We start from the raw sequence: 19966 nt of genomic DNA, 5'->3' as shown, positions 1-19966 counted from the left end.
CCGGAAACCGCCCACATGGAGCATGCCCACCCCCCGCTCCCCGCCCTAGCCTGCGAGAAAAGACAAGAAAGCATCCGCAACACCCCCAGGAGCCCCTCATGAGCGCACTTCCGCAGGAGCGCCGGATCGTCACCGCCATCCCCGGCCCGAAGTCGCAGGAGCTGCAGGCCCGCCGCCTGGAAGCGGTCGCGCAGGGCGTGGGCTCGGTGCTGCCCGTGTTCACCGCGCGGGCGGGCGGCGGCATCATCGAGGACGTCGACGGCAACCGGCTCATCGACTTCGGTTCCGGCATCGCGGTGACCAGCGTCGGCGCCTCCGCCGAGGCCGTCGTACGCCGCGCGAGCGCCCAGCTCGCCGACTTCACCCACACCTGTTTCATGGTGACGCCGTACGAGGGGTACGTGGAGGTCGCCGAGGCTCTCGCCGAGCTCACCCCCGGTGACCACGCGAAGAAGAGCGCTCTGTTCAACTCCGGCGCCGAGGCCGTCGAGAACGCCGTCAAGATCGCGCGTGCGTACACCAAGCGGCAGGCCGTCGTCGTGTTCGACCACGGGTACCACGGGCGTACGAACCTCACCATGGCGCTGACGGCGAAGAACATGCCGTACAAGCACGGCTTCGGGCCGTTCGCGCCCGAGGTCTACCGCGTGCCCGTCGCCTACGGCTACCGCTGGCCGACCGGTGCCGAGAACGCCGGTCCCGAGGCCGCCGCGCAGGCCATCGACCAGATCACCAAGCAGGTCGGCCCGGACAACGTCGCCGCGATCATCATCGAGCCGGTGCTCGGCGAGGGCGGCTTCATCGAGCCCGCGAAGGGCTTCCTGCCGGCCGTCCGCCAGTTCGCCGCCGACAACGGCATCGTCTTCGTCGCCGACGAGATCCAGAGCGGGTTCTGCCGTACCGGTCAGTGGTTCGCGTGCGAGGACGAGGGCATCGTCCCGGACCTGATCACCACCGCCAAGGGCATCGCGGGCGGTCTGCCGCTCGCCGCCGTCACCGGCCGCGCCGAGATCATGGACGCCGCGCACGCCGGTGGCCTGGGCGGTACGTACGGTGGCAACCCCGTCGCCTGCGCCGGTGCGCTCGGCTCCATCGAGACGATGAAGGAGCTCGACCTCAACGCCAGGGCGAAGAACATCGAGGCGATCATGAAGGCCCGCCTCGGGGCCATGGCCGAGAAGTTCGACATCATCGGCGACGTCCGCGGCCGTGGCGCCATGATCGCCATCGAGCTGGTGAAGGACCGCGCCACCAAGGAGCCGAACGCGGAGGCCACCGCCGCCCTCGCCAAGGCCTGCCACCAGGAGGGTCTGCTCGTCCTCACCTGTGGCACCTACGGCAACGTGCTGCGCTTCCTGCCCCCGCTCGTGATCGGCGAGGACCTCCTCAACGAGGGCCTCGACATCATCGAGCAGGCCTTCGCCCGTATCTGAGCGAACCCCCACCTTTCACAGCCGCCCCGGGCGTGAACGCACAGCGGATTCCGGGTCTGGGGCGGCCGACGGCAGAGGGTGTGAAGAAGGTGTGCGGGGTGCATGGCAGGACCCGATTCCGGCTGTCGTACCCCCACTCGCTGCCGTAGGTTCTACCCAGATGAGAGATACACCCCGCCCACAGGGGACTGTGGGCGACATCAGGCCGGGGCCTCCCCAGCTTCGACCTGGTCGTGCCCTCGCGCACACAACCGGAGCCTCCGGCTCCGGATCTCCTCACCGATCGGACGGTCACGCGCCCCAAACCCCCCGGGGCGCGCGACGATCCGGTCCGGACGGCCGCCCCGGAACCACCCCCCCTGTTCCGGGGCGGCCGACCTCCTTTCTTGGACTCTCCCTCCTTCTCGGACTTCCGGCCCTCCTCTTCGGCCTGATCACCTGGCAGGTCGTGGCCGACGGCCCCCTGCTCCGCCTGGACGAGCGCGTCAGCCGCGCCCTCCTCCACCCGGACCGCGCCGGCGAACTCCTCGCCGACCTGGGCAACATCCAGGTCGCGGTGCCGGTCCTCGCCGTCGCCCTGGCGTACGTGGCTCTGCGCGCCCGGCGTACCGGCACGCACCGCTGGTGGGCGGCACCCCTCGCCGCGGCCGTTCTGATGGCCCTGGTCCCGGCGCTGATCATCCCGCTCAAGGAGCTCACCGGCCGCCACGGCACCCACGTCATGCCGCCCGGCCCCGGTTACTACCCCTCGGGCCACACCGCCACGGCCGCGGTCGCCTACGGCTCCGCCACGCTGCTGCTCCTGCCGTGGCTGCGGACCGTGTGGGCCCGCCGCACCCTCGTCGCGCTCTGCGCCCTCGCCGTGCTCGGCGTCTCCTTCGGGCTGGTCCGCCGCGGCTACCACTGGCCGCTGGACGTCGTCGCCAGCTGGTTCCTGTGCGCGGTGCTGCTCGGGGCGCTGTGGCTCTTCCTCAGCCGGCGGAGTCCCGACCGGCAGCCACCACCCAGCCCTTCCGCGGAACGGCCCTGACCAGCCCGCGTTCCCTGAGGACCTGGTAGGCGCGCTCACCGACCCACACCGCGACGCCCTCCGCCGCGTCGGCCGGGTAATCGATCCTGATGCCGATGACATCGGGACGCGTCGTCAGGATTCCGGCCGTATCAAAGCAGTCGTCCCCGGGCAGCCCGGGGCAGCCTCTTCGAGCAGTTGTCCGCGTCGGCCGCACGGGCGGCCGACGAGATGTCGGACGAAGGACGCGTGAAGAGGCGTCACGGTGTCACGGTGTGCTGTCGGGAAGGGGGAATGTGACAGCCCGCGTGACAGTGCGCCCTTCTGGCGGGATCAGCCTTCGCCGTCTGTGGCCAGACCGGCCGCCGCCTCGTGCATCGCCAGTTCGAGGAGCGCCGGATCGGTCAGGGTGCCCGAGCCGTCCGGCGGGACCAGCCAGCGGACCCCGCCGGTGGAGCGCCCGGGATACGGCACGACGATCCAGGTGCCCGCACCGGCCGTGCGGATGCCCGTGCCGACCCAGCGCGCGGCCGTGCCGGGCGGCACGAGGAATCCCATCCGCGCGTCACCGAAGTCGACCAGCACCGGACCGGGCTGGTCGATGATGCGGGTGAGGACGTCGAGCGTGGGGTAGCCGAGCTCGCCCGGCAGGATGAGCACGTCCCAGGCCTTGCCGGCGGGCAGCAGCGCGACCCCGAGGGGGTTGCGCTCCCATTCCCAGCGGCAGGCCTCGGGATCCGGAGCCACGGATGCCAGCCACTCGACCGCCGTCTTCGCCCCAGTCATGAGGGGACCTCCCTTTTCCTCCGTGGACGCGGAGCGCGTCCACGAGGGAGAGGGAGGTCCCGGTCAGGCATTACGCGGGTTTCGGCACCTTGTTGGAGTGAACTGGATCACACGCCGAATGCGCCCCGTGAGAACGGGCGTCAGCTGTCGAAGCCCAGGCCCAGCCGGTCCATGGTCCTCAGCCACAGATTGCGCCGCCCCCCGTGCGAGTCCGCGCGCGCCAGCGACCACTTGGTCAGCGCGATGCCGGTCCAGGCGAACGGCTCGGGCGGGAAGGGCAGCGGCTTCTTGCGGACCATCTCCAGGGAGGTCCGCTCGGTGACCTCGCCGTCCAGCAGGTCCAGCATCACGTCCGCGCCGAACCTGGTCGCGCCGACACCGAGGCCCGTATAGCCCGCCGCGTAGGCGACGTTGCCGTGGTGGGCGGTGCCGAAGAACGCCGAGAACCGCGAGCAGGTGTCGATCGCGCCGCCCCACGCGTGCGTGAAGCGGACGCCCTCCAGCTGCGGGAAGCAGGTGAAGAAGTGGTCGGCGAGCTTGGCGTAGGTCTCCGGCCGGTCGTCGTACTCGGCGCGGACGCGACCGCCGTAGTGGTGGACGGCGTCGTAACCGCCCCACAGGATCCGGTTGTCGGCGGAGAGCCGGAAGTAGTGGAACTGGTTGGCCGAGTCTCCGAGGCCCTGCCGGTTCTGCCAGCCGATCTCCTTGAGCTGGTCGTCGCTCAGCGGCTCGGTCATCAGCGCGTAGTCGTAGACCGGGACGGTGTACGACCGGACCCGCTTGACCAGGCTGGGGAAGATGTTGGTGCCGAGCGCGACCTTGCGGGCGCGGACCGAGCCGTAGGGGGTGCGTACGGCCATGCCGGCGCCGTACGGCTTCAGCGTCAGGGCCGGGGTGTGCTCGTAGACACGGACGCCGAGGGCGACGCAGGCCCGCTTCAGACCCCAGGCGAGCTTCGCCGGGTTGAGCATGGCGACGCCTCGGCGGTCGTACAGCCCCGCCTGGAACGTCGGCGAGTCGACCTGTTCCCGCACCGCCTCCGCGTCCAGGAACTCCACGCCCTCGGCGAGACCCTCGCGTTCCATCTCCTCGTACCAGTCGCGCAGTTCCCACGCCTGGTACGTCTCGGTGGCGACGTCGATCTCACCGGTGCGCTCGAAGTCGCAGTCCAGGGAGTAGCGGGCGACCGCCTTCTCGATCTCGTCGAGGTTGCGGGCGCCCAGCTCCTCCAGCTTGTGGATCTCGTCCGGCCAGCGGGTCAGCCCGTTGCCCAGACCGTGGGTGAGGGAGGCGGCGCAGAAGCCGCCGTTGCGGCCCGAGGCGGCCCAGCCCACCTCGCGGCCTTCCAGCAGGACCACGTCCCGCCGCGGGTCGCGCTCCTTGGCGAGGAGCGCGGTCCACAGTCCGCTGTAGCCGCCGCCGACGACCAGGAGGTCGCAGGTCTCGGGGCCGGTGAGCGCGGGCTCGGGGTGGGGCTTGCCGGGGTCGTCCAGCCAGTACGGGACCGGCTGGGCTTCAGAAAGTGCCTTGATCGAATGACTGCCACGGCTCATGGCGCTTGGGGCCATGATTTCAACTCCCTACAGGGCGCTACGCAGTGAAGGCTTATGCCTTTTGCTTGTTACGGCGATTGCTGACGACCATAGAGGTCAGGACGAGCAGGACGGCGACCAGGAACATGGCCGTACCGATCACATTGATCTGAACGGGTGTGCCGCGCTGTGCCGAGCCCCAGACGAACATGGGGAAGGTGACGGTCGAGCCCGCGTTGAAATTGGTGATGATGAAATCGTCGAAGGAGAGCGCGAAGGCGAGCAGCGCGCCCGCCGCGATTCCCGGGGCGGCGATGGGGAGAGTGACCCGGACGAAGGTCTGGAACGGACCGGCGTAGAGGTCCTGGGCCGCCTGTTCCAGCCTCGGGTCCATCGACATCACGCGTGCCTTCACCGCCGTCACGACGAAGCTGAGGCAGAACATGATGTGGGCGATGAGGATCGTCCAGAAGCCCAGCTGGGCACCCATGTTGAGGAACAGGGTGAGCAGCGAGGCGGCCATGACGACCTCGGGCATCGCCATCGGCAGGAAGATCAGCGAGTTCACGGCGCCGCGGGCGCGGAACCGGTAGCGGACCAGCGCGAAGGCGATCATCGTGCCGAGGACGGTGGCGCCGATCGTCGCGAGGGCCGCGATCTGGAGGCTGATCGACAGCGAGCCGCACATGTCGGCGACGCCGCACGGGTCCTTCCAGGCGTCCGTGGAGAACTGCTGCCATTCGTAGTTGAAGCGCCCCTTCGGTTTGTTGAAGGAGAACACCGTGACGACGACGTTCGGCAGCAGGAGATATCCGAGCGTCAGCAGTCCCGCGATGACGACGAAATTACGCTTGAGCCAGTTGACGAAGGCCATTTAAACCAGATCCTCCGTTCCGGACCGGCGGATGTAGACCGTGACCATGACGAGGATGGCGGCCATCAGGATGAAGGAGAGTGCCGCCGCCGTCGGGTAGTCCAGAATGCGCAGGAACTGGGACTGGATGACGTTGCCGACCATGCGGGTGTCGGTCGAGCCGAGCAGGTCCGCGTTGACGTAGTCACCGGCCGCCGGGATGAACGTCAGCAGCGTGCCGGAGACGACGCCCGGCATCGACAGCGGGAAGGTCACCCTGCGGAAGGTCGTGACCGGCTTGGCGTACAGGTCGCCAGCGGCCTCGTGGAGACGGGTGTCGATGCGTTCCAGCGAGGTGTACAGCGGCAGGATCATGAACGGCAGGAAGTTGTACGTCAGACCGCAGACGACCGCCAGCGGCGTGGCCAGCACCCGGTCGCCGGTGGTCCAGCCGAGCCAGCTGGTGACGTCGAGGACGTGCAGGGTGTTGAGCGCCCCGACGACCGGGCCGCTGTCCGCGAGGATCGTCTTCCAGGCGAGGGTGCGGATCAGGAAGCTGGTGAAGAACGGCGCGATCACCAGGATCATGATCAGGTTCCGCCAGCGGCCCGCCCGGAAGGCGATGAGGTACGCGAGCGGGTAGCCGAGGATCAGACAGAGGATGGTCGCCGAGCCCGCGTACAGGATCGAGCGCAGGTACTGCGGCCAGTACTCGGACAGGGCGTCCCAGTAGGTGGCGAAGTGCCAGGTGACCTTGTAGCCCTCCTCCAGGGAGCCCGTCTGCACGGACGTGGAGGCCTGGTAGACCATCGGCAGCGCGAAGAAGACGACCAGCCAGAGCATGCCGGGCAGCAGCAGCCAGTACGGCACGAGCCGGCCGCGCCTGCGGGGCGGCTTCTGCTCCGGTGCGGTCGGGGAGAGAGGCGGGGGTGCCTCGGTGAGGGTCGCCATCAGACCGCAGCCTCTTCCTGGATGCCCGCGTCGATGTCCTGGGCGGCGTCGAGGCCGAAGGTGTGGGCCGGGCTCCAGTGCAGGACGACGTCGGCGCCGGGCACGAGCCGGGAGTCCCGCTCGATGTTCTGGGCGTAGACCTCGAACTCGGGGCAGACCGCGCTGTCGATGACGTACTGCGTGGAGACACCGATGAAACTGCTGTGGGCGATCTTGCCGGTGATGCGGTTGCGGCCCTCGGGGATCTCGCCCGCGTCGTCGGCGTGGGTGAGGGAGATCTTCTCCGGGCGGACGCCGACCAGCACCTTGCCGCCGGTCGTGGTGGGCGCGGAACATCGCGCCTCGGGCAGGACGAGCTTGCCGCCGCCCGCCTTGAGGACGATGTCGTCGCCGCTCTTGGAGTCGACCTCGGCCTCGATGAGGTTGGAGGTGCCGAGGAAGTTGGCGACGAAGGTGGTGCTGGGGTTCTCGTAGAGATCGTTGGGCGAGCCGAGCTGCTCCACCCGCCCCGCGTTCATCACGGCGACCGTGTCGGCCATGGTCATGGCCTCCTCCTGGTCGTGCGTGACGTGTACGAAGGTGATGCCGACCTCGGTCTGGATGCGCTTGAGCTCCAGCTGCATCTGGCGGCGCAGCTTGAGGTCGAGGGCGCCGAGGGGCTCGTCGAGGAGGAGCACCTTGGGGTGGTTGATGAGGGCGCGGGCGACGGCGACACGCTGCTGCTGGCCGCCGGAGAGCTGGTGCGGCTTCTTACGGGCCTGCTCGCCGAGCTGCACGAGCTCCAGCATGTCCTCGACCTGCTTCTTCACCGACTTGATGCCACGCCGGCGCAGACCGAAGGCCACGTTCTCGAAGATGTCGAGGTGCGGGAAGAGGGCGTACGACTGGAAGACGGTGTTCACCGGCCGCTTGTAGGGCGGCAGGTGGGTGACCTCCTGGTCACCGAGGAACACGGTGCCGGTCGTCGGCTCCTCCAGGCCCGCGATCATCCGCAGGGTGGTGGTCTTGCCGCAGCCGGAGGCGCCGAGCAGGGCGAAGAAGGAGCCCTGCGGCACGGTCAGGTCCAGCGGCTGTACGGCCGTGAAGCCGTTGTCGTACGTCTTGCTGATGCCCGAGAGGCGGACGTCCCCGCCGGTTTCGTTCTTGTTCGTCACGGTGGTCACGCCCCAGTCAGCTTCGCGAACTTCTCTTCGAACTCGGTCTCTTCCTTCGAGCTCAGTGAGCGGAAGGCGTGGGACTTCGCGGCCATGGCCTTGTCCGGGATGATCAGCGGGTTGTTCGCCGCATCCGGGTCGAGCTTCTCCAGCTCGGCCTTCACCCCGTCGACCGGCGTCACGTAGTTGATGTACGCGGCGAGTTCGGCGGCCGGCTTCGGCTCGTAGTAGAAGTCGATGAGCCGCTCGGCGTTCGTCTTGTGCCGGGCCTTGTTGGGGATCAGGAAGTTGTCGGTCGACGTCATGTATCCGCTGTCCGGGATGATGAAGTCGATGTCCGGGCTGTCGGCCTTCAGCTGTACGACGTCACCGGCCCAGGCGATACAGGCCGCGAAGTCGCCGCTGGTCAGGTCCGAGGTGTAGTCGTTGCCGGTGAAGCGGCGGATCTGGCCCTTGTCGACGGCCTTCTGCATCCGGGCGATCGCCGCGTCGTAGTCGTCGGCGGTGAACTTCGCGGGGTCCTTGCCCATGTCGAGCAGGGTCATGCCGACGCTGTCGCGCATCTCGGAGAGGAAGCCGACCCGCCCCTTGAGCTTGGGGTTGTCGAGCAGGTCGGAGACCGATCTCACCTCCACGCCGTCCAGCGCCTTCTTGTTGTAGGCGATGACGGTCGAGATGCCCTGCCATACGTAGCTGTAGGCGCGTCCCGGGTCCCAGTCGGGGTCGCGGAACTGGGCCGACAGGTTGGCGTAGGCGTGCGGGAGGTTCGACGAGTCGAGCTTCTGCACCCAGCCGAGGCGGATCAGCCGGGCCGCGAGCCAGTCGGTGAGGACGATGATGTCGCGCCCGGTGTCCTGGCCCGCCGCCAGCTGCGGCTTGATCTTGCCGAAGAACTCGACGTTGTCGTTGATGTCCTCGGTGTACTTCACCGAGATACCGGTCCGCTGCTTGAACTGGTCGAGCGTGGGGTGGTGTTTCTCGCTCTCGTCCACGTCGATGTACTCGGTCCAGTTGGAGAAGTTGACGACCTTCTCCTTGGCCGAGTGGTCCTCTGCGGAGACGCCGCCCTGGGTGTTGCCGGCCGCGGGGATGCCGCAGCCGGTCAGCGCCCCGAGGCCGCCGACCGCGAGCGCGCCGCCCGCGGAGGCGCGCAGCAGGGACCGCCGGGTCATGGCGGCCCGGCCACTCTGGAAGCTGCGCCGCATGGCGGCCACTTGGGCCGGGCTCAGGCGGTCGGGCTCGTACTGCTCCATGCGCGTGGTGCCCTTTCGGGAGGATTCGGCCGCGGTCGGACGGCCTGCCTGCTACTGCTACCGGTCCCCGAAGATCGTGCGGTGCCAGTCCTTCCTGGCCACCGCCGTATTGTCGAACATGACGTGCTTGATCTGGGTGTACTCCTCGAACGAGTACGAGGACATGTCCTTGCCGAAGCCGGACGCCTTGTATCCGCCGTGGGGCATCTCGCTGATGATCGGGATGTGGTCGTTGACCCACACACACCCGGCCTTGATCTCGCGTGTCGCCCGGTTGGCCCGGTAGACGTCCCGGCTCCAGGCGGAGGCGGCGAGGCCGTACGGGGTGTCGTTGGCGAGCGCGATCCCCTCGTCGTCGCTGTCGAAGGGGAGGACGACGAGGACCGGCCCGAACAGCTCGGACTGGACGATCTCGCTGTCCTGGGCGGCGTCGGCCACGAGGGTGGGCCGGTAGTAGGCGCCCTTGGCGAGCTCCCCTTCCGGTGCCTCGCCGCCGGTGACCACGCGCGCGTAGGCACGCGCACGGTCCACGAAGGCGGCGACCCGGTCCCGCTGCACATGTGAGATGAGCGGGCCGAGGTCGGTGCCGGCGGCGAAGGGGTCGCCCAGCCGCACGGTCTCCATGAGGGCGGCCGTCTTCTCGACGAAGGCCTCGTAGAGCGGCCGTTGCACATACGCGCGCGTGGCGGCCGTGCAGTCCTGGCCGGTGTTGATGAGCGCGCCCGCGACGGCACCGTTGACGGCGGCGTCGAGGTCGGCGTCGTCGAAGACGAGGAAGGGAGCCTTGCCGCCCAGCTCCAGATGGATCCGCTTGACGGTGGCGGTGGCGACCTCGGCGACGCGCTTGCCGACGGCGGTGGAGCCGGTGAAGGAGGTCATGGCGACGTCGGGATGGCCGACCAGATGTTCACCGGCCTCCTTCCCCGTCCCCGTGACGATGTTGATGACCCCGTCGGGGATACCGGCGTCCGTGGCGGCCTGCGCGAAGAGCAGCGAGGTGAGGGGCGTGAGCTCGGCGGGCTTGAGCACGACGGTGTTGCCGGCGGCGACGGCCGGAAGGATCTTCCAGGCGGCCATTTGCAGGGGGTAGTTCCAGGGTGCGATGGACCCCACGACACCGATCGGCTCCCGGCGCACGTACGACGTGTGGTCACCGGAGTACTCCCCGGCGGACTGCCCCTGGAGATGCCGGGCGGCGCCCGCGAAGAAGGCGGTGTTGTCGATGGTTCCGGGGACGTCGAACTCACGCGTCAGCTTCAGCGGCTTGCCGCACTGGAGCGACTCCGCGCGGGCGAATTCCTCGGCCCGCTCGGCGAGGACTGCGGCGAATCGATGCAGTGCGTCCGAGCGCTCGCCGGGTGTCGTGGCGGCCCAGCCGGGGAACGCCGCACGGGCGGCGGCGACCGCCGCGTCCACGTCCGCCGGGCCGGCCAGCTCGTAGGTGTACACCTCCTCGCCGGTCGACGGGTCGACGACGGCGTGTGTACGACCCGAGGTCCCCTTGACCAGTCGGCCCGCGATGAACTGCGCGCCGTCCGCGAGGCGCTCCTGCGCGGGGAACCGCTCCGAGGGGTGGGGGGTGACACTGGCCGGGTTGTGCATGTCGCTCTCCTCCGCCGCCGGCCCGTGTTCACAGGCGGTGGGCGTAGCTCCAGCTCGATTTGAGTGCCGATCCTGACAGAGCAAGTGTCGCCCAACAAGTGATTCCGTTGTTGCCTTTTGGTTACGCGACGGAATCTGTCGACCAGGTGTCGAGCGAGAAGGGAAAAGGAAGGACGGAGTGTCAGTGGCGCCTGCCAGACTCGCATGCATGACGAAGATCGATTCTCGGGACGCGCTGGTCAGGGCGTTGGACGCGGGGGCGAGGGTCAGGTACCTGCACTTCTGGGGACACCGGGCCCTGCCCGACGGGCGGATCGGCGCGAGCTGTCTGAGCCAGTGGTGGCCGTCACCGTTCGTGGTGGACGGAGTGACCTACGCGACCGCCGAGCACTGGATGATGGCCGGCAAGGCCCGTCTCTTCGGTGACGTGGAGGCGGAACGGCGGATCCTGGCCGCCGGGCATCCGTCCGTGGCGAAGAAGGAGGGGCGGCTGGTGCGGGGCTTCGACGACGCGATCTGGGAGCGTGAGCGCTTCGGGATCGTCGTCGAGGGCAGCGCGCACAAGTTCGCCTCGGACGCACGGCTGCGGGAGTTCCTGTTGAACACCGGCGAGCGGGTCCTGGTGGAGGCCAGCCCAGTGGACCGGGTGTGGGGCATCGGCCTCGCGGCGACGGACGAGGGCGCGCTGGACCCGAAGCGGTGGCGGGGGCCGAACCTGCTGGGGTTCGCGCTGATGGAGGCGCGGGGGCGGCTGCGAGCTGAGGCGGTGGGCGGCTAGCGCCTGTCCGGCGTGTACCGGAGGGGCCGGGGGCCTAGGTGACTGCCAGCAGGACGAGCATTCCGACGCCCAGCACGATCCCCACGGCTCCGCAGATGATCCCGGCCAGAGCCTGACCGGGGTTCGTGGCCGTGCCCTTGCTCGCCTTGCCGCGGCCGATCGAGCCGAAGATCACGCCCAGGATGCCCAGGATGATGGCCAGCGGCCAGAGACAGAAGACGATCGCCGACAGGATGCCGAGCACAAGCCCGGCGGTGCCCATGCCGTTGGCGGGCAGGGGCTGCATGCCGGGCCAGCCGTAGTACCCCTGGGGCTGGCCGGGGTAGCCCTGGGCTTGCGCCGGATGACCCTGCGGCTGACCGGGGTAGCCGTAGCCGCCGCCCGGATAGCCGTAGGGCAGCTGTCCGGGGCCGTCGGGGGCGATGGGCGGCGGGGGGACGGACGCGGCGTCCGGGGCGTAGGGGGCGGGGCCGGTCGGGCCGGTGGGTGCAGCGAAGGGGTTGGGCGTCGGCCCGGCGTGCGGCGGGGCGAAGGGGTTGGCGGGGTCAGGCGTGGGGCCGGTCGCCGGACCGCCCGGCGCGGCGAAAGGGTTGGCCCACGGCTGCGGCGCGGGTGTTCCGCTGTCGGGCGTCGGCGTGGCGGCGCCACCCGGGGTTGTCCCGTCCGCCCCCGGCATCGACGTGACCGTCCGCTGGTCGTGCACGGAAGGAGGCGGCCAGGAGAGAGGGTCGTTGGATACGACGGTGCCCCCAGGACCCCCCGGACCACTCGGGACACTCGTGCCGCCCGGCCCACCCATGCCACCCGCGCCACCCGCGCCACCCGCGCCACCCGGCGAAGCCGAACCCTCCCCCGACAGCGGCACCTCCTCCGCGGACACCGTGGGCATCGCTCCCGCGTCACCGGCCGGCGGCGCCCACGGGTCCCGCTCGACCGGCGTCCCCGCGACGGACGCCCCGGCGACGGTCTCCCCCGCCCCGTCCGGCTTCCCGAGCCCCACCTTGGGTGCCGGTGGCGGAGTCGACCGGTCCCGGATCGGGTCCGGTGTCTGCGCCTCGTCGGACATGCGTGCGATCCCCTCGGTTCGGATGTCCCGTCATGCTACGGCCGCCGTCACCCCGCCGCGGGGGCGGCCTACGATGATCCCCGAGTCACCGATCAGCCGATCACCCGCGCCCACCGCACGCCGCACGCCGGCCGAGGGCGCCGTTCCGGGGAGGAACCTTGACCGACCGCCTTGTCGACCCCAGCATCCCGCGCGACCTGCACGCCTTCATCGCGTCGCTGCCCAAGGCCGAACTGCACGTCCACCACGTGGGCTCCGCCTCTCCCCGGATCGTCTCGGAACTGGCCGCCCGGCACACCGACTCCAGGGTCCCCAGCGATCTGGAGGCCCTGGCCGACTACTTCACCTTCACGGACTTCGCCCACTTCATCGAGGTGTACCTGTCCGTCGTCGACCTGATCCGCACACCGGAGGACGTACGTCTGCTGACGTACGAGGTGGCGCGTGATCTGGCCCGGCAGCAGGTGCGCTACGCCGAGCTGACCATCACGCCGTTCTCCTCGACCCGTCGCGGTATCGACGAGAAGGCGTTCATGGAGGCGATCGAGGACGCCCGCAAGGCGGCCGAGGCCGAGTTCGGGACCGTGCTGCGCTGGTGCTTCGACATCCCCGGCGAGGCGGGCCTCGTCTCCGCCGAGGAGACCGCGCGGCTGGCCACCGACGACCGGCTGCGCCCGGAGGGCCTGGTCTCCTTCGGACTCGGCGGCCCCGAGATCGGCGTACCACGCCCGCAGTTCAAGCCGTATTTCGACCGGGCGATCGCGGCCGGCCTGCACTCCGTCCCGCACGCCGGTGAGACGACCGGTCCGGAGACGGTGTGGGACGCCCTCACCCACCTGCGTGCCGAGCGCATCGGGCACGGCACGAACTCCTTCCTGGACCCGAAGCTCCTCGCCCATCTCGCGGCGGAGCGGATCCCGTTGGAGGTGTGCCCGACCTCCAACATCGCCACCCGCGCGGTGCGCACCCTCGACGAGCACCCGATCAAGGAGTTCGTGAAGGCCGGGATCGTCGTCACCATCAACTCCGACGACCCGCCCATGTTCGGCACCGACCTCAACAACGAGTACGCCGTCGCCGCCCGCCTCCTCGACCTCGACGAGCGGGGTCTGGCCGAGCTCGCCAAGAACGCGGTCGACGCCTCCTTCCTCGACGCGCCGGGCAAGGCCCGCATCAAGGAGGAGATCGACACGTACACGGAGGCATGGCTCGCGCCCTGAGCGCCCTGAGCGCCCTGAGCCGACGGCACGGCATCCCACCCCGCCCACCACAATGGACGCATGCAGAAGCTGACCGCAGTGGCCCACCGGGGCGACCCCTACCGCGTCCGTGAGAACACGCTTGACTCCCTGCGTTCCGCGCTCGACCTGGGCGCGGACGCCGTCGAGGTCGACGTACGCCTCACCCGGGACGGCGTCCCCGTGCTGCTGCACGACGCCACCCTGAAGCGGCTGTGGGAGCACGACCGCCCGCTGCTGTCCCTGTCGGCGGCCGAGGTCCAGGGCCTCACGGACGGCAGGGTGCCGACGCTGGCGGAGGCCCTCGGCAAGGCCGACGGGGCCCGGCTGATGCTCGACCTTCCCGGCACACCCGACGTCCGCGCGGCCCGCCGGGTGGTGGACGTCGTACGGGAGGCCGGGGCCGAGGACCGCGTGTACTACTGCGCGGGCGCCCCCGCCATGCTCGCCGTACGCGCCGCGGACCCGGCCGCGGAGATCGCGCTGACCTGGACGTCCCTGGCCCCGCCGCGCCCCACGCTGCTGGACGCGGTACGCCCCCGCTGGCTCAACTACCGTTTCCCGCTGGTCGACAAGGCCCTCGCCGACCGCGTCCACCACGACGGCCGCCTGCTCTCCGTCTGGACCCCCGACACGGTCCGCTCGATGCGCCGTCTGATCGCCGCGGGCGTCGACTCGATCACGACGAACCGCGTCGACGCGCTCTGCGCCCTGCGCGACCTACACGCGTGACCGCTGCGCCACCGTCGCCCGGTCGGCGGGGGTCGTGCGGGTGACGTACTGCGGTACCGGCGCCGTGTCCTCGCCGTTGTCGCGGACCAGGCCGTAGCGGATCGCGCCTTGCGGGGGGCCGTGGTTGATGTCCTGGTCCGCCGCCGTCCAGCTGGAGGGGAAGACGGTCAGACCGTAGGAGGCGCCGCGTTCGTTCACGGTCAGGTCGACGCTGCCGTCGAGGTAGAAGTACTCGTTCTGCCACATCTGCTGGGTGCCGGTCGGCAGCACCGTGTAGCCGGTGTCCGGGCCGCCCATGCCGGTGGTGTCGGGCCCGGTGGGGTCGTCCATCCGACGGCCACCGGCCGAGGCGACATGGAAGAGCTTGCCCTTGAGGGCGGTCCAGGTGGGCATGGCCAGACTGCCCGACCGGTCCTGCGGGGCGATCTGCCAGCGCACCAGGACGTACCCCTGCCCGCTGAGCGTCACCGTCTCCCCGCGGTGCTGCATGACGGCCTTCGCGCCCCAGCTGCTGGTGATCCCGGCCTCGGGCCGGTGCGGCAGCGCCGCCGGTCGCGCGTCCGGATCGGGGGCCGCGTCGACGGCGTCGACGACCGTGCCGTACAGCTCGACCTTCCGCTGCGTGGGCGACGGGGACGGGGACGGTGTCGCCGAAGGCGACGGTGAGGGGACGGCCGGGGGGCGGGCCGTGCTCGCGGCCGTGGGGCTGGAGACCGCGCGTGGTGGCGGGTCCTCGGGGGTCTGTACGACGACGTAGGCGCCGCCCGCCACGATCGTGGCGCCCGCGGTCACCGCGACGGCGGGCTGGGTGAGCGCGGCCATCACCTTGGCGGACCAGCCCACCGAGGCGGCCCCCGCGGCCCCCGCCGCTGCCGCCGTCTTGCCGCCGAGGGCCAGCGAAAGGGTGAAGCCGACGGGGAGCGGAACGAGGGCGATGCCGACGAGGAGGCGTTCGGCCGGTACGACGGTCTCGCGGGTGTCACCGCAGTAGCCGCAGCCGCGGATGTGCCGGGCGAGGCGTTTGCGCCAGACGGAGTCGGGGCGGCCGTCCCAGCGACCGGTGAGTTCGCGCAGGTCGGGGCAGGCGCCGTCGAGGGCGCGGACGATGCCGCGCGCGGTCTCCACCCGCTCTTTCAGCCGCTGGACGCGCACAGCCGCGTGCTGTCGGCTGATTCCGGCCGCCGCCGCGAGCTCGCGCCGGGTCAGCTCGCCCGCGACCTCCAGCCACCACAGCGACAGCAACTGCCGGTCCTCGTCGTCGAGCCAGCGCACCGCCTCCGCGACCTCGCGCCGCTGCCCCTCCAACTGGAGCCGTAGCACGGTGAGTTCGGCGAAGTCGGCGGCGTCGCCCGCGGCGGTCTCGGCCAGCGGGGCGGGCGCGGTCCGGCGCCGGGCCCGGTCGCGTATCTGGCGCATGGCGATCGCGACGAGCCAGGACCGGAAGCTGTCCGGGTCGCGCAGGGAACCGAGGTTGCCGACGGCCCGCAGCATGGTCTCCTGCACGACGTCGTCGACGTCGGCATGACCGTTCAGGGCGCGGCCGACGATGTTGTAGACGAGCGGCAGCCAGCCCGCGACCAGCTCGTCCAGCGCCTGCCGGTCACCGGCCTGCGCCGCCGCGATGGTGTCGCGCCACTCCCGCGTGTCCACGTCGTCCTTCCGGGTCCGAGATCGGTCCACCCTCTCATTCGTCCCGGGTGGAGCACTCCCGGGTGGAGACGGGACTCGGGGATCCCCGATAACACTTTTTGGGCCCCTAGGGGAACACCCGCTCAACTCCCCTATTTGCAAGCGCTGTTGCTCGAAATGCCGTCGGATCCTGACACCCTCGCCACCATGGCTCTCCCTCGCAGAACCCTCCTGACCGCAGCCCTCGCCGTGGGCGCCGGCGCCCTGACCAGCCCGGCCTCCGCCGCCACCTCCACCTCCGCACAAAGGGCCTCTCCACGACACGCCCCCGACGCCGAGGCCCTCCGCGCCGCCATCGCCGGGCTCCCGGACGCCGACGCGACCGCCGCCCTCGTGCGGATCGGCGGCGGCGACGGCAGCTGGCGGGGCAGCTCCGGTGTGCACGACCTGGAGAGCGGACGGGCGGCCGACCCGAGGGCCCGCTTCCGGGCCGGGTCCACGACGAAGGTCGTCACCGCGGCCACCGTCCTGCACCTGGCCGCCGAGCGCCGCCTCGACCTCGACACCCCGGTCCAGCGCTACCTCCCGGGCCTGTTCACCCCCGCCTTCGACCCGATCTCCGTACGCCAGTTGCTCACCCACACGAGCGGCATCAAGCCGGGCGACGGCTTCGACGACCCGTACGCCCACCGCTTCGACACGCTGCCCCCGCAGCAGGTGGTGGCGTCCGCGATCGCGAAGGGGCCGGAGTTCACGCCGGGGACGCGGCAGCAGTACCTCAACATCGGCTACACGGTCCTCGGCCTGCTGATCGAGAAGATGACGGGCCACTCGTACGCCACCGAGGCCACGCGGCGTGTACTGCGCCCGGCCGGCCTGCACGACACGTACTTCCCCGGCACCGACCCCCGCATCCACGGCCCGCACAACCGCGGCTACCAGCGGATGACGGCGGCCGACGGGACGACGACCCTCGTCGACGTCACCGAGTGGAACCAGGCGGACCGCTGGGCGGCCGGCGACATGATCTCGACGACCGCCGACCTGGAGCGGCTGCTGCACGCGCTCTTCCGGGGCCGGATCCTGCCGGGACCGCAGTTGGAGGAGATGTTCACGGTCCCGGCGCACATCGAGGGCGCGGCCTACAGCGCCGGGCTCCAACGCATGGCGGTGGGCGACCGCGTCTACTGGTTCAAGACCGGGGCGCGCTACGGCTACAGCACCGCGCTCGCCGCGACCCGCGATCTGCGCCGTACCGTCGTCTACTCGGTCGGCGACACCGACGCCAAGGACGAGGCGCCGAACCCGGTCATCGAACGGATCATCACGGCGGCGCTCACGTAGCGAGCGCGGGCGCGGCCTCGGGCGTCACGGCGGTCATCGCCTCCAGTCGCTTGATCTTCCTCCGTACGACGTACAGCGGTACGACCCCGAACACCCCGAACGCCATGTCGATCACGCTCCACCAGAACGGGATCCCGCGGACCGGCCCGCAGATCAGGGCGAGCGGAACGATCCCGGCGCAGGCGATCATCCCGAACTCGACGACCCAGATGTTGCGGACCGGGTCGCGGTAGGGGCCGTAGAAGGCGACCGCGATCACGAGGTGCGCGAAGGCGAGCCAGTCGGTGCCGTAGAGGAGGAAGGGGTAGTCGGCGTCGGCCGTGTCCAGCCCCTGGCGGACGCGGGTGATCCAGTCCGTCAGGGCGTGCGGCGCGGGCAGATGGCTGAGCAGCTGCTCCGTCCAGCGCAGTTCGTGGACGAGGGGGAAGGCCGTGGCGCCGCTGAGCACCAGGCAGATGACGAAGAGGACCAACCAGGCACGGATGCCCTTGAGCAGGGCGGCTCTGTCGCTCATGGGAGGAGCGTACGCCTGGAGTTGAACATGTTCAAAAAGAGGTCGGGGGCTCCGAGGGGGCGACGCTCGGCACGGTCGTCCCGAACTGCGACGGCACCGCGCTGGGCGAGGGATACGGGGTCCCCACCGGCTCGGACGGCGACGGTGTCGGTGTCGGTGTCGGTGCCTGCGTCGGCGTCGGCGTCGCGGATTCGCGCGCGGGGCTGCTCGCGGGCGGCGGCGCGAGCGGGACGGTGGGAGACGCGGGGTCGTCGGAAGCCGCGAGGCGCAGTGGCAGGACGACGAGTGCGGCCACAGCACACACCAGGCCGGCCCCGGCGGCGGCACGCAACAGCTTGCGACGCGCGGCGCCGCGCCGGATGGCCTCGTAGCGCCCGGGAGGCGGGCCGAGATACTCGGTCGACGGACGCAGCATGTGGACGAGCGGGTCGTCGGGGCCGAAGCCCTCGGAACCGAGAGCGAAGTCCGGGCCGTCGTCAGCGGGTGTGGTCAAGACTCCTCCTCAGATGGGCGCGGAGCAGTTCGCGGGCCGCGTGGAGGTCCGCCTTGACGGTTCCTTCCTTGCGTCCGGTCAGCATCGCCACCTCCCGGATCGGCATGTCAGCGTAGTAGTGCAGGAGGATCGGGACGCGCAGCCGTTCCGGCAGCGACTGGACGAGCAACCGTACCGAGGGGTCCGCCTGTTCGGGCCGGGCGCTGAGCTCCGCCTCCGTGGCCGCCCGGCGTACGGCCCGGCGCTCGCGCTCCAGCTTGCGCCAGTGGTCCCGGACGAGGTTCGCCGTGGTGACGTAGAGAAAGCCCTGGGGTTCGTCCACCGCCGTCCAGCGCGCCCACAGCCGGGTGAACGCCTCCGAGGCGATCTCGTGGGCCGTCTCGTCGTCGTCGACCAGCCGACGGCACCAGCCGGCGAGGCGTGGATAGAGGGCGGCGAACAGCTCGGACGCTGCCTTCTCGCTGGACCGTTTCAACGTTCTCCAGAGTGGGGGGAGTTCATGGGCTCACGGGCTCACGGGCTCACGGGTCAAGACCCCGAACCGTCGGCACGCGTTCCGACGGGGCGGGATCTCGGGCGTCAGGACGTCGTGGCGCTCGACGCGGCGAAGACGATCACGTTGTCGAGGTATCCGTCACCGGTCCGCGCTCCTCCGCAGGTGATGAGCCGCAGTTCCGGCCGGTCGACGTCGCCGTACACCTCGTCGGCCGGGAAGTCGGCCTTGGCGACGGTCCGTACGGCGGTGACGGCGAACCCGGTCTCGGTCCCGTCCGCCAGCCGCGCGGTGATCCGGTCGCCGCGCCGCAGCGCCCCGAGACGCCGGAAGACGCCGTCGCCGTAGGAACCGACCGTGACATGGCCGAGGATCACCGACGGCCCGGTCCGTCCCGGCACCGGCGAGTGCTCGTACCAGCCGGCCCGGTCATGGGCCGTGATCGGCGGCACCTGCACGGTGCCGTCCTGAGCGAGGCCCAGCCGGATGACCGGGGTGTCGACGTCGATGGCCGGGATCCGCAGCCGTACCGGCACCGAACTCCCCTTCCCCGCATCCGACTCGGCGGGCGGCGAGGTGGCGACGGTCGACGGCGCGGCGGAAGCGCCGCTCTCCGTCTCGGCCCCCGCACCCCCGCAGCCCACCAGCAGCGCGCCCGGAGCCGCGAGGGCGAACGCCCGCCGCGAGAGCGGACTCATGCCCCGTGCGCCCGCCGGCGCCGTACCAGCACGACGGCACCGCCACCCAGTACGACCGCAGCGGCGGCGCCCCCGCCGGCGAGCGCACCCCCGGCGTTGCCCGAGGACTGCGCGGTCACCCCGGTGTCCGGCGCCCCGCTGGGCACGACGGAGACCTGCCCCGGGGACGGCGCGACGGTCGGCTCGGCACTCGGCTCGGTACTGGGCGCCTCGCTCGGAACGGCACTCGGCTCGGCACCGGGCGCGGTCGTGGCGCTCGGGACGGGGCTCGGCGTCGCGGTCCCCCCGTCGGCGAAGGCGGGTGCCACGCCGGTCAGCACGGCGGCACAGGCAAGTGCCGCGACGCCCAGGACAGTTGTACGCATGGATGACTCCCTTGCTCGGTCCGTCCGCCCTTCGGTCGGGCGG

At 70.8% G+C, this 19966-nt stretch carries 20 protein-coding genes; 6 read left to right on the top strand and 14 right to left on the bottom strand.

The features are described 5' to 3' along the window. Positions 1-98 precede the first annotated feature (98 nt). Positions 99-1433 carry a 4-aminobutyrate--2-oxoglutarate transaminase gene (gene gabT / locus ACIHIX_RS42755; protein WP_399965992.1) on the top strand — a complete coding sequence of 445 codons (1335 nt, stop codon included), beginning with the start codon at positions 99-101 and terminating at the stop codon, positions 1431-1433. 190 nt (positions 1434-1623) lie between these two features. Then, complete coding sequence (locus tag ACIHIX_RS42750) at positions 1624-2463, top strand: phosphatase PAP2 family protein (RefSeq protein ID WP_399965991.1); 840 nt, start codon at positions 1624-1626, stop codon at positions 2461-2463. Between the two features lie 312 nt (positions 2464-2775). Here the strand turns inward: ACIHIX_RS42750 and ACIHIX_RS42745 are convergent, their stop codons facing one another. From ACIHIX_RS42745 to ACIHIX_RS42715, 7 genes are all read right to left on the bottom strand, one after another. After that, on the bottom strand, positions 2776-3228 hold the full coding sequence (locus ACIHIX_RS42745) for a hypothetical protein (protein WP_399965990.1): 453 nt from the start codon (positions 3226-3228) through the stop codon (positions 2776-2778). A 140-nt stretch (positions 3229-3368) separates the two neighbouring features. Then, entirely contained in the window at positions 3369-4796 is a 1428-nt protein-coding gene (locus ACIHIX_RS42740) for an NAD(P)/FAD-dependent oxidoreductase (RefSeq protein WP_399965989.1), read from the bottom strand. A gap of 37 nt (positions 4797-4833) precedes the next feature. Further along, a complete protein-coding gene (locus ACIHIX_RS42735) occupies positions 4834-5634 on the bottom strand; it encodes an ABC transporter permease (RefSeq protein ID WP_399965988.1) in 801 nt (266 codons plus the stop codon). Beyond that, positions 5635-6564 (bottom strand): ABC transporter permease, encoded by a 930-nt coding sequence (locus ACIHIX_RS42730; RefSeq protein ID WP_399965987.1) that lies wholly within the window; start codon positions 6562-6564, stop codon positions 5635-5637. Continuing rightward, positions 6564-7727, bottom strand: a complete 1164-nt coding sequence (locus ACIHIX_RS42725; protein WP_399965985.1) for an ABC transporter ATP-binding protein — start codon at positions 7725-7727, stop codon at positions 6564-6566. Before ACIHIX_RS42725 ends, ACIHIX_RS42730 begins: the two co-directional genes overlap by 1 nt. Continuing rightward, entirely contained in the window at positions 7724-8971 is a 1248-nt protein-coding gene (locus ACIHIX_RS42720; RefSeq protein ID WP_399965983.1) for a spermidine/putrescine ABC transporter substrate-binding protein, read from the bottom strand. Before ACIHIX_RS42720 ends, ACIHIX_RS42725 begins: the two co-directional genes overlap by 4 nt. Before the next feature lie 57 nt (positions 8972-9028). Beyond that, positions 9029-10573: a gamma-aminobutyraldehyde dehydrogenase gene (locus ACIHIX_RS42715; protein ID WP_399965982.1), complete on the bottom strand. Its 1545-nt coding sequence runs from the start codon at positions 10571-10573 to the stop codon at positions 9029-9031. Between the two features lie 208 nt (positions 10574-10781). On the opposite strand from ACIHIX_RS42715, the gene ACIHIX_RS42710 reads away from it, so the two are divergent. Beyond that, positions 10782-11351, top strand: coding sequence for an NADAR family protein (locus ACIHIX_RS42710; RefSeq protein ID WP_399965981.1), 570 nt, complete (start codon positions 10782-10784; stop codon positions 11349-11351). Between the two features lie 34 nt (positions 11352-11385). Here ACIHIX_RS42710 and ACIHIX_RS42705 read toward each other — a convergent pair whose 3' ends face one another. Then, positions 11386-12417: a DUF4190 domain-containing protein gene (locus ACIHIX_RS42705; protein WP_399965980.1), complete on the bottom strand. Its 1032-nt coding sequence runs from the start codon at positions 12415-12417 to the stop codon at positions 11386-11388. 158 nt (positions 12418-12575) lie between these two features. Between ACIHIX_RS42705 and ACIHIX_RS42700 the strand changes: the two genes are divergently transcribed. Further along, positions 12576-13637, top strand: coding sequence for an adenosine deaminase (locus tag ACIHIX_RS42700; RefSeq protein WP_399965979.1), 1062 nt, complete (start codon positions 12576-12578; stop codon positions 13635-13637). A gap of 60 nt (positions 13638-13697) precedes the next feature. Then, the gene (locus tag ACIHIX_RS42695) at positions 13698-14387 is read left to right on the top strand and encodes a glycerophosphodiester phosphodiesterase (RefSeq protein ID WP_399965978.1); all 690 of its coding nucleotides are present in this window, start codon (positions 13698-13700) and stop codon (positions 14385-14387) included. On the opposite strand, the gene ACIHIX_RS42690 is transcribed toward ACIHIX_RS42695, so the two are convergent. Next, on the bottom strand, positions 14376-16037 hold the full coding sequence (locus tag ACIHIX_RS42690; protein ID WP_399965977.1) for an RNA polymerase sigma factor: 1662 nt from the start codon (positions 16035-16037) through the stop codon (positions 14376-14378). The two genes, ACIHIX_RS42695 and ACIHIX_RS42690, sit on opposite strands and share 12 nt — an antisense overlap. A gap of 186 nt (positions 16038-16223) precedes the next feature. On the opposite strand from ACIHIX_RS42690, the gene ACIHIX_RS42685 reads away from it, so the two are divergent. Continuing rightward, positions 16224-17360, top strand: a complete 1137-nt coding sequence (locus tag ACIHIX_RS42685; RefSeq protein WP_399965976.1) for a serine hydrolase domain-containing protein — start codon at positions 16224-16226, stop codon at positions 17358-17360. On the opposite strand, the gene ACIHIX_RS42680 is transcribed toward ACIHIX_RS42685, so the two are convergent. From ACIHIX_RS42680 to ACIHIX_RS42660, 5 genes are all read right to left on the bottom strand, one after another. Further along, positions 17353-17874 (bottom strand): hypothetical protein, encoded by a 522-nt coding sequence (locus ACIHIX_RS42680; protein WP_399965975.1) that lies wholly within the window; start codon positions 17872-17874, stop codon positions 17353-17355. The genes ACIHIX_RS42685 and ACIHIX_RS42680 overlap by 8 nt on opposite strands. Positions 17875-17905: 31 nt before the next feature. Continuing rightward, on the bottom strand, positions 17906-18367 hold the full coding sequence (locus ACIHIX_RS42675) for a hypothetical protein (protein ID WP_399965974.1): 462 nt from the start codon (positions 18365-18367) through the stop codon (positions 17906-17908). Further along, positions 18351-18842 (bottom strand): RNA polymerase sigma factor, encoded by a 492-nt coding sequence (locus tag ACIHIX_RS42670; protein WP_399965973.1) that lies wholly within the window; start codon positions 18840-18842, stop codon positions 18351-18353. The genes ACIHIX_RS42675 and ACIHIX_RS42670 overlap by 17 nt, the downstream gene beginning before the upstream one ends. Before the next feature lie 104 nt (positions 18843-18946). After that, on the bottom strand, positions 18947-19558 hold the full coding sequence (locus ACIHIX_RS42665) for a class F sortase (protein WP_399965972.1): 612 nt from the start codon (positions 19556-19558) through the stop codon (positions 18947-18949). Further along, positions 19555-19923, bottom strand: coding sequence for a sortase-dependent protein (locus ACIHIX_RS42660; protein WP_399965971.1), 369 nt, complete (start codon positions 19921-19923; stop codon positions 19555-19557). Before ACIHIX_RS42660 ends, ACIHIX_RS42665 begins: the two co-directional genes overlap by 4 nt. Positions 19924-19966 lie beyond the last annotated feature (43 nt).

Source organism: Streptomyces sp. NPDC051913 (genome assembly GCF_044593635.1).
GTDB lineage: Bacteria > Actinomycetota > Actinomycetes > Streptomycetales > Streptomycetaceae > Streptomyces.
This window is presented reverse-complemented; position numbering and strand designations above follow the sequence as displayed.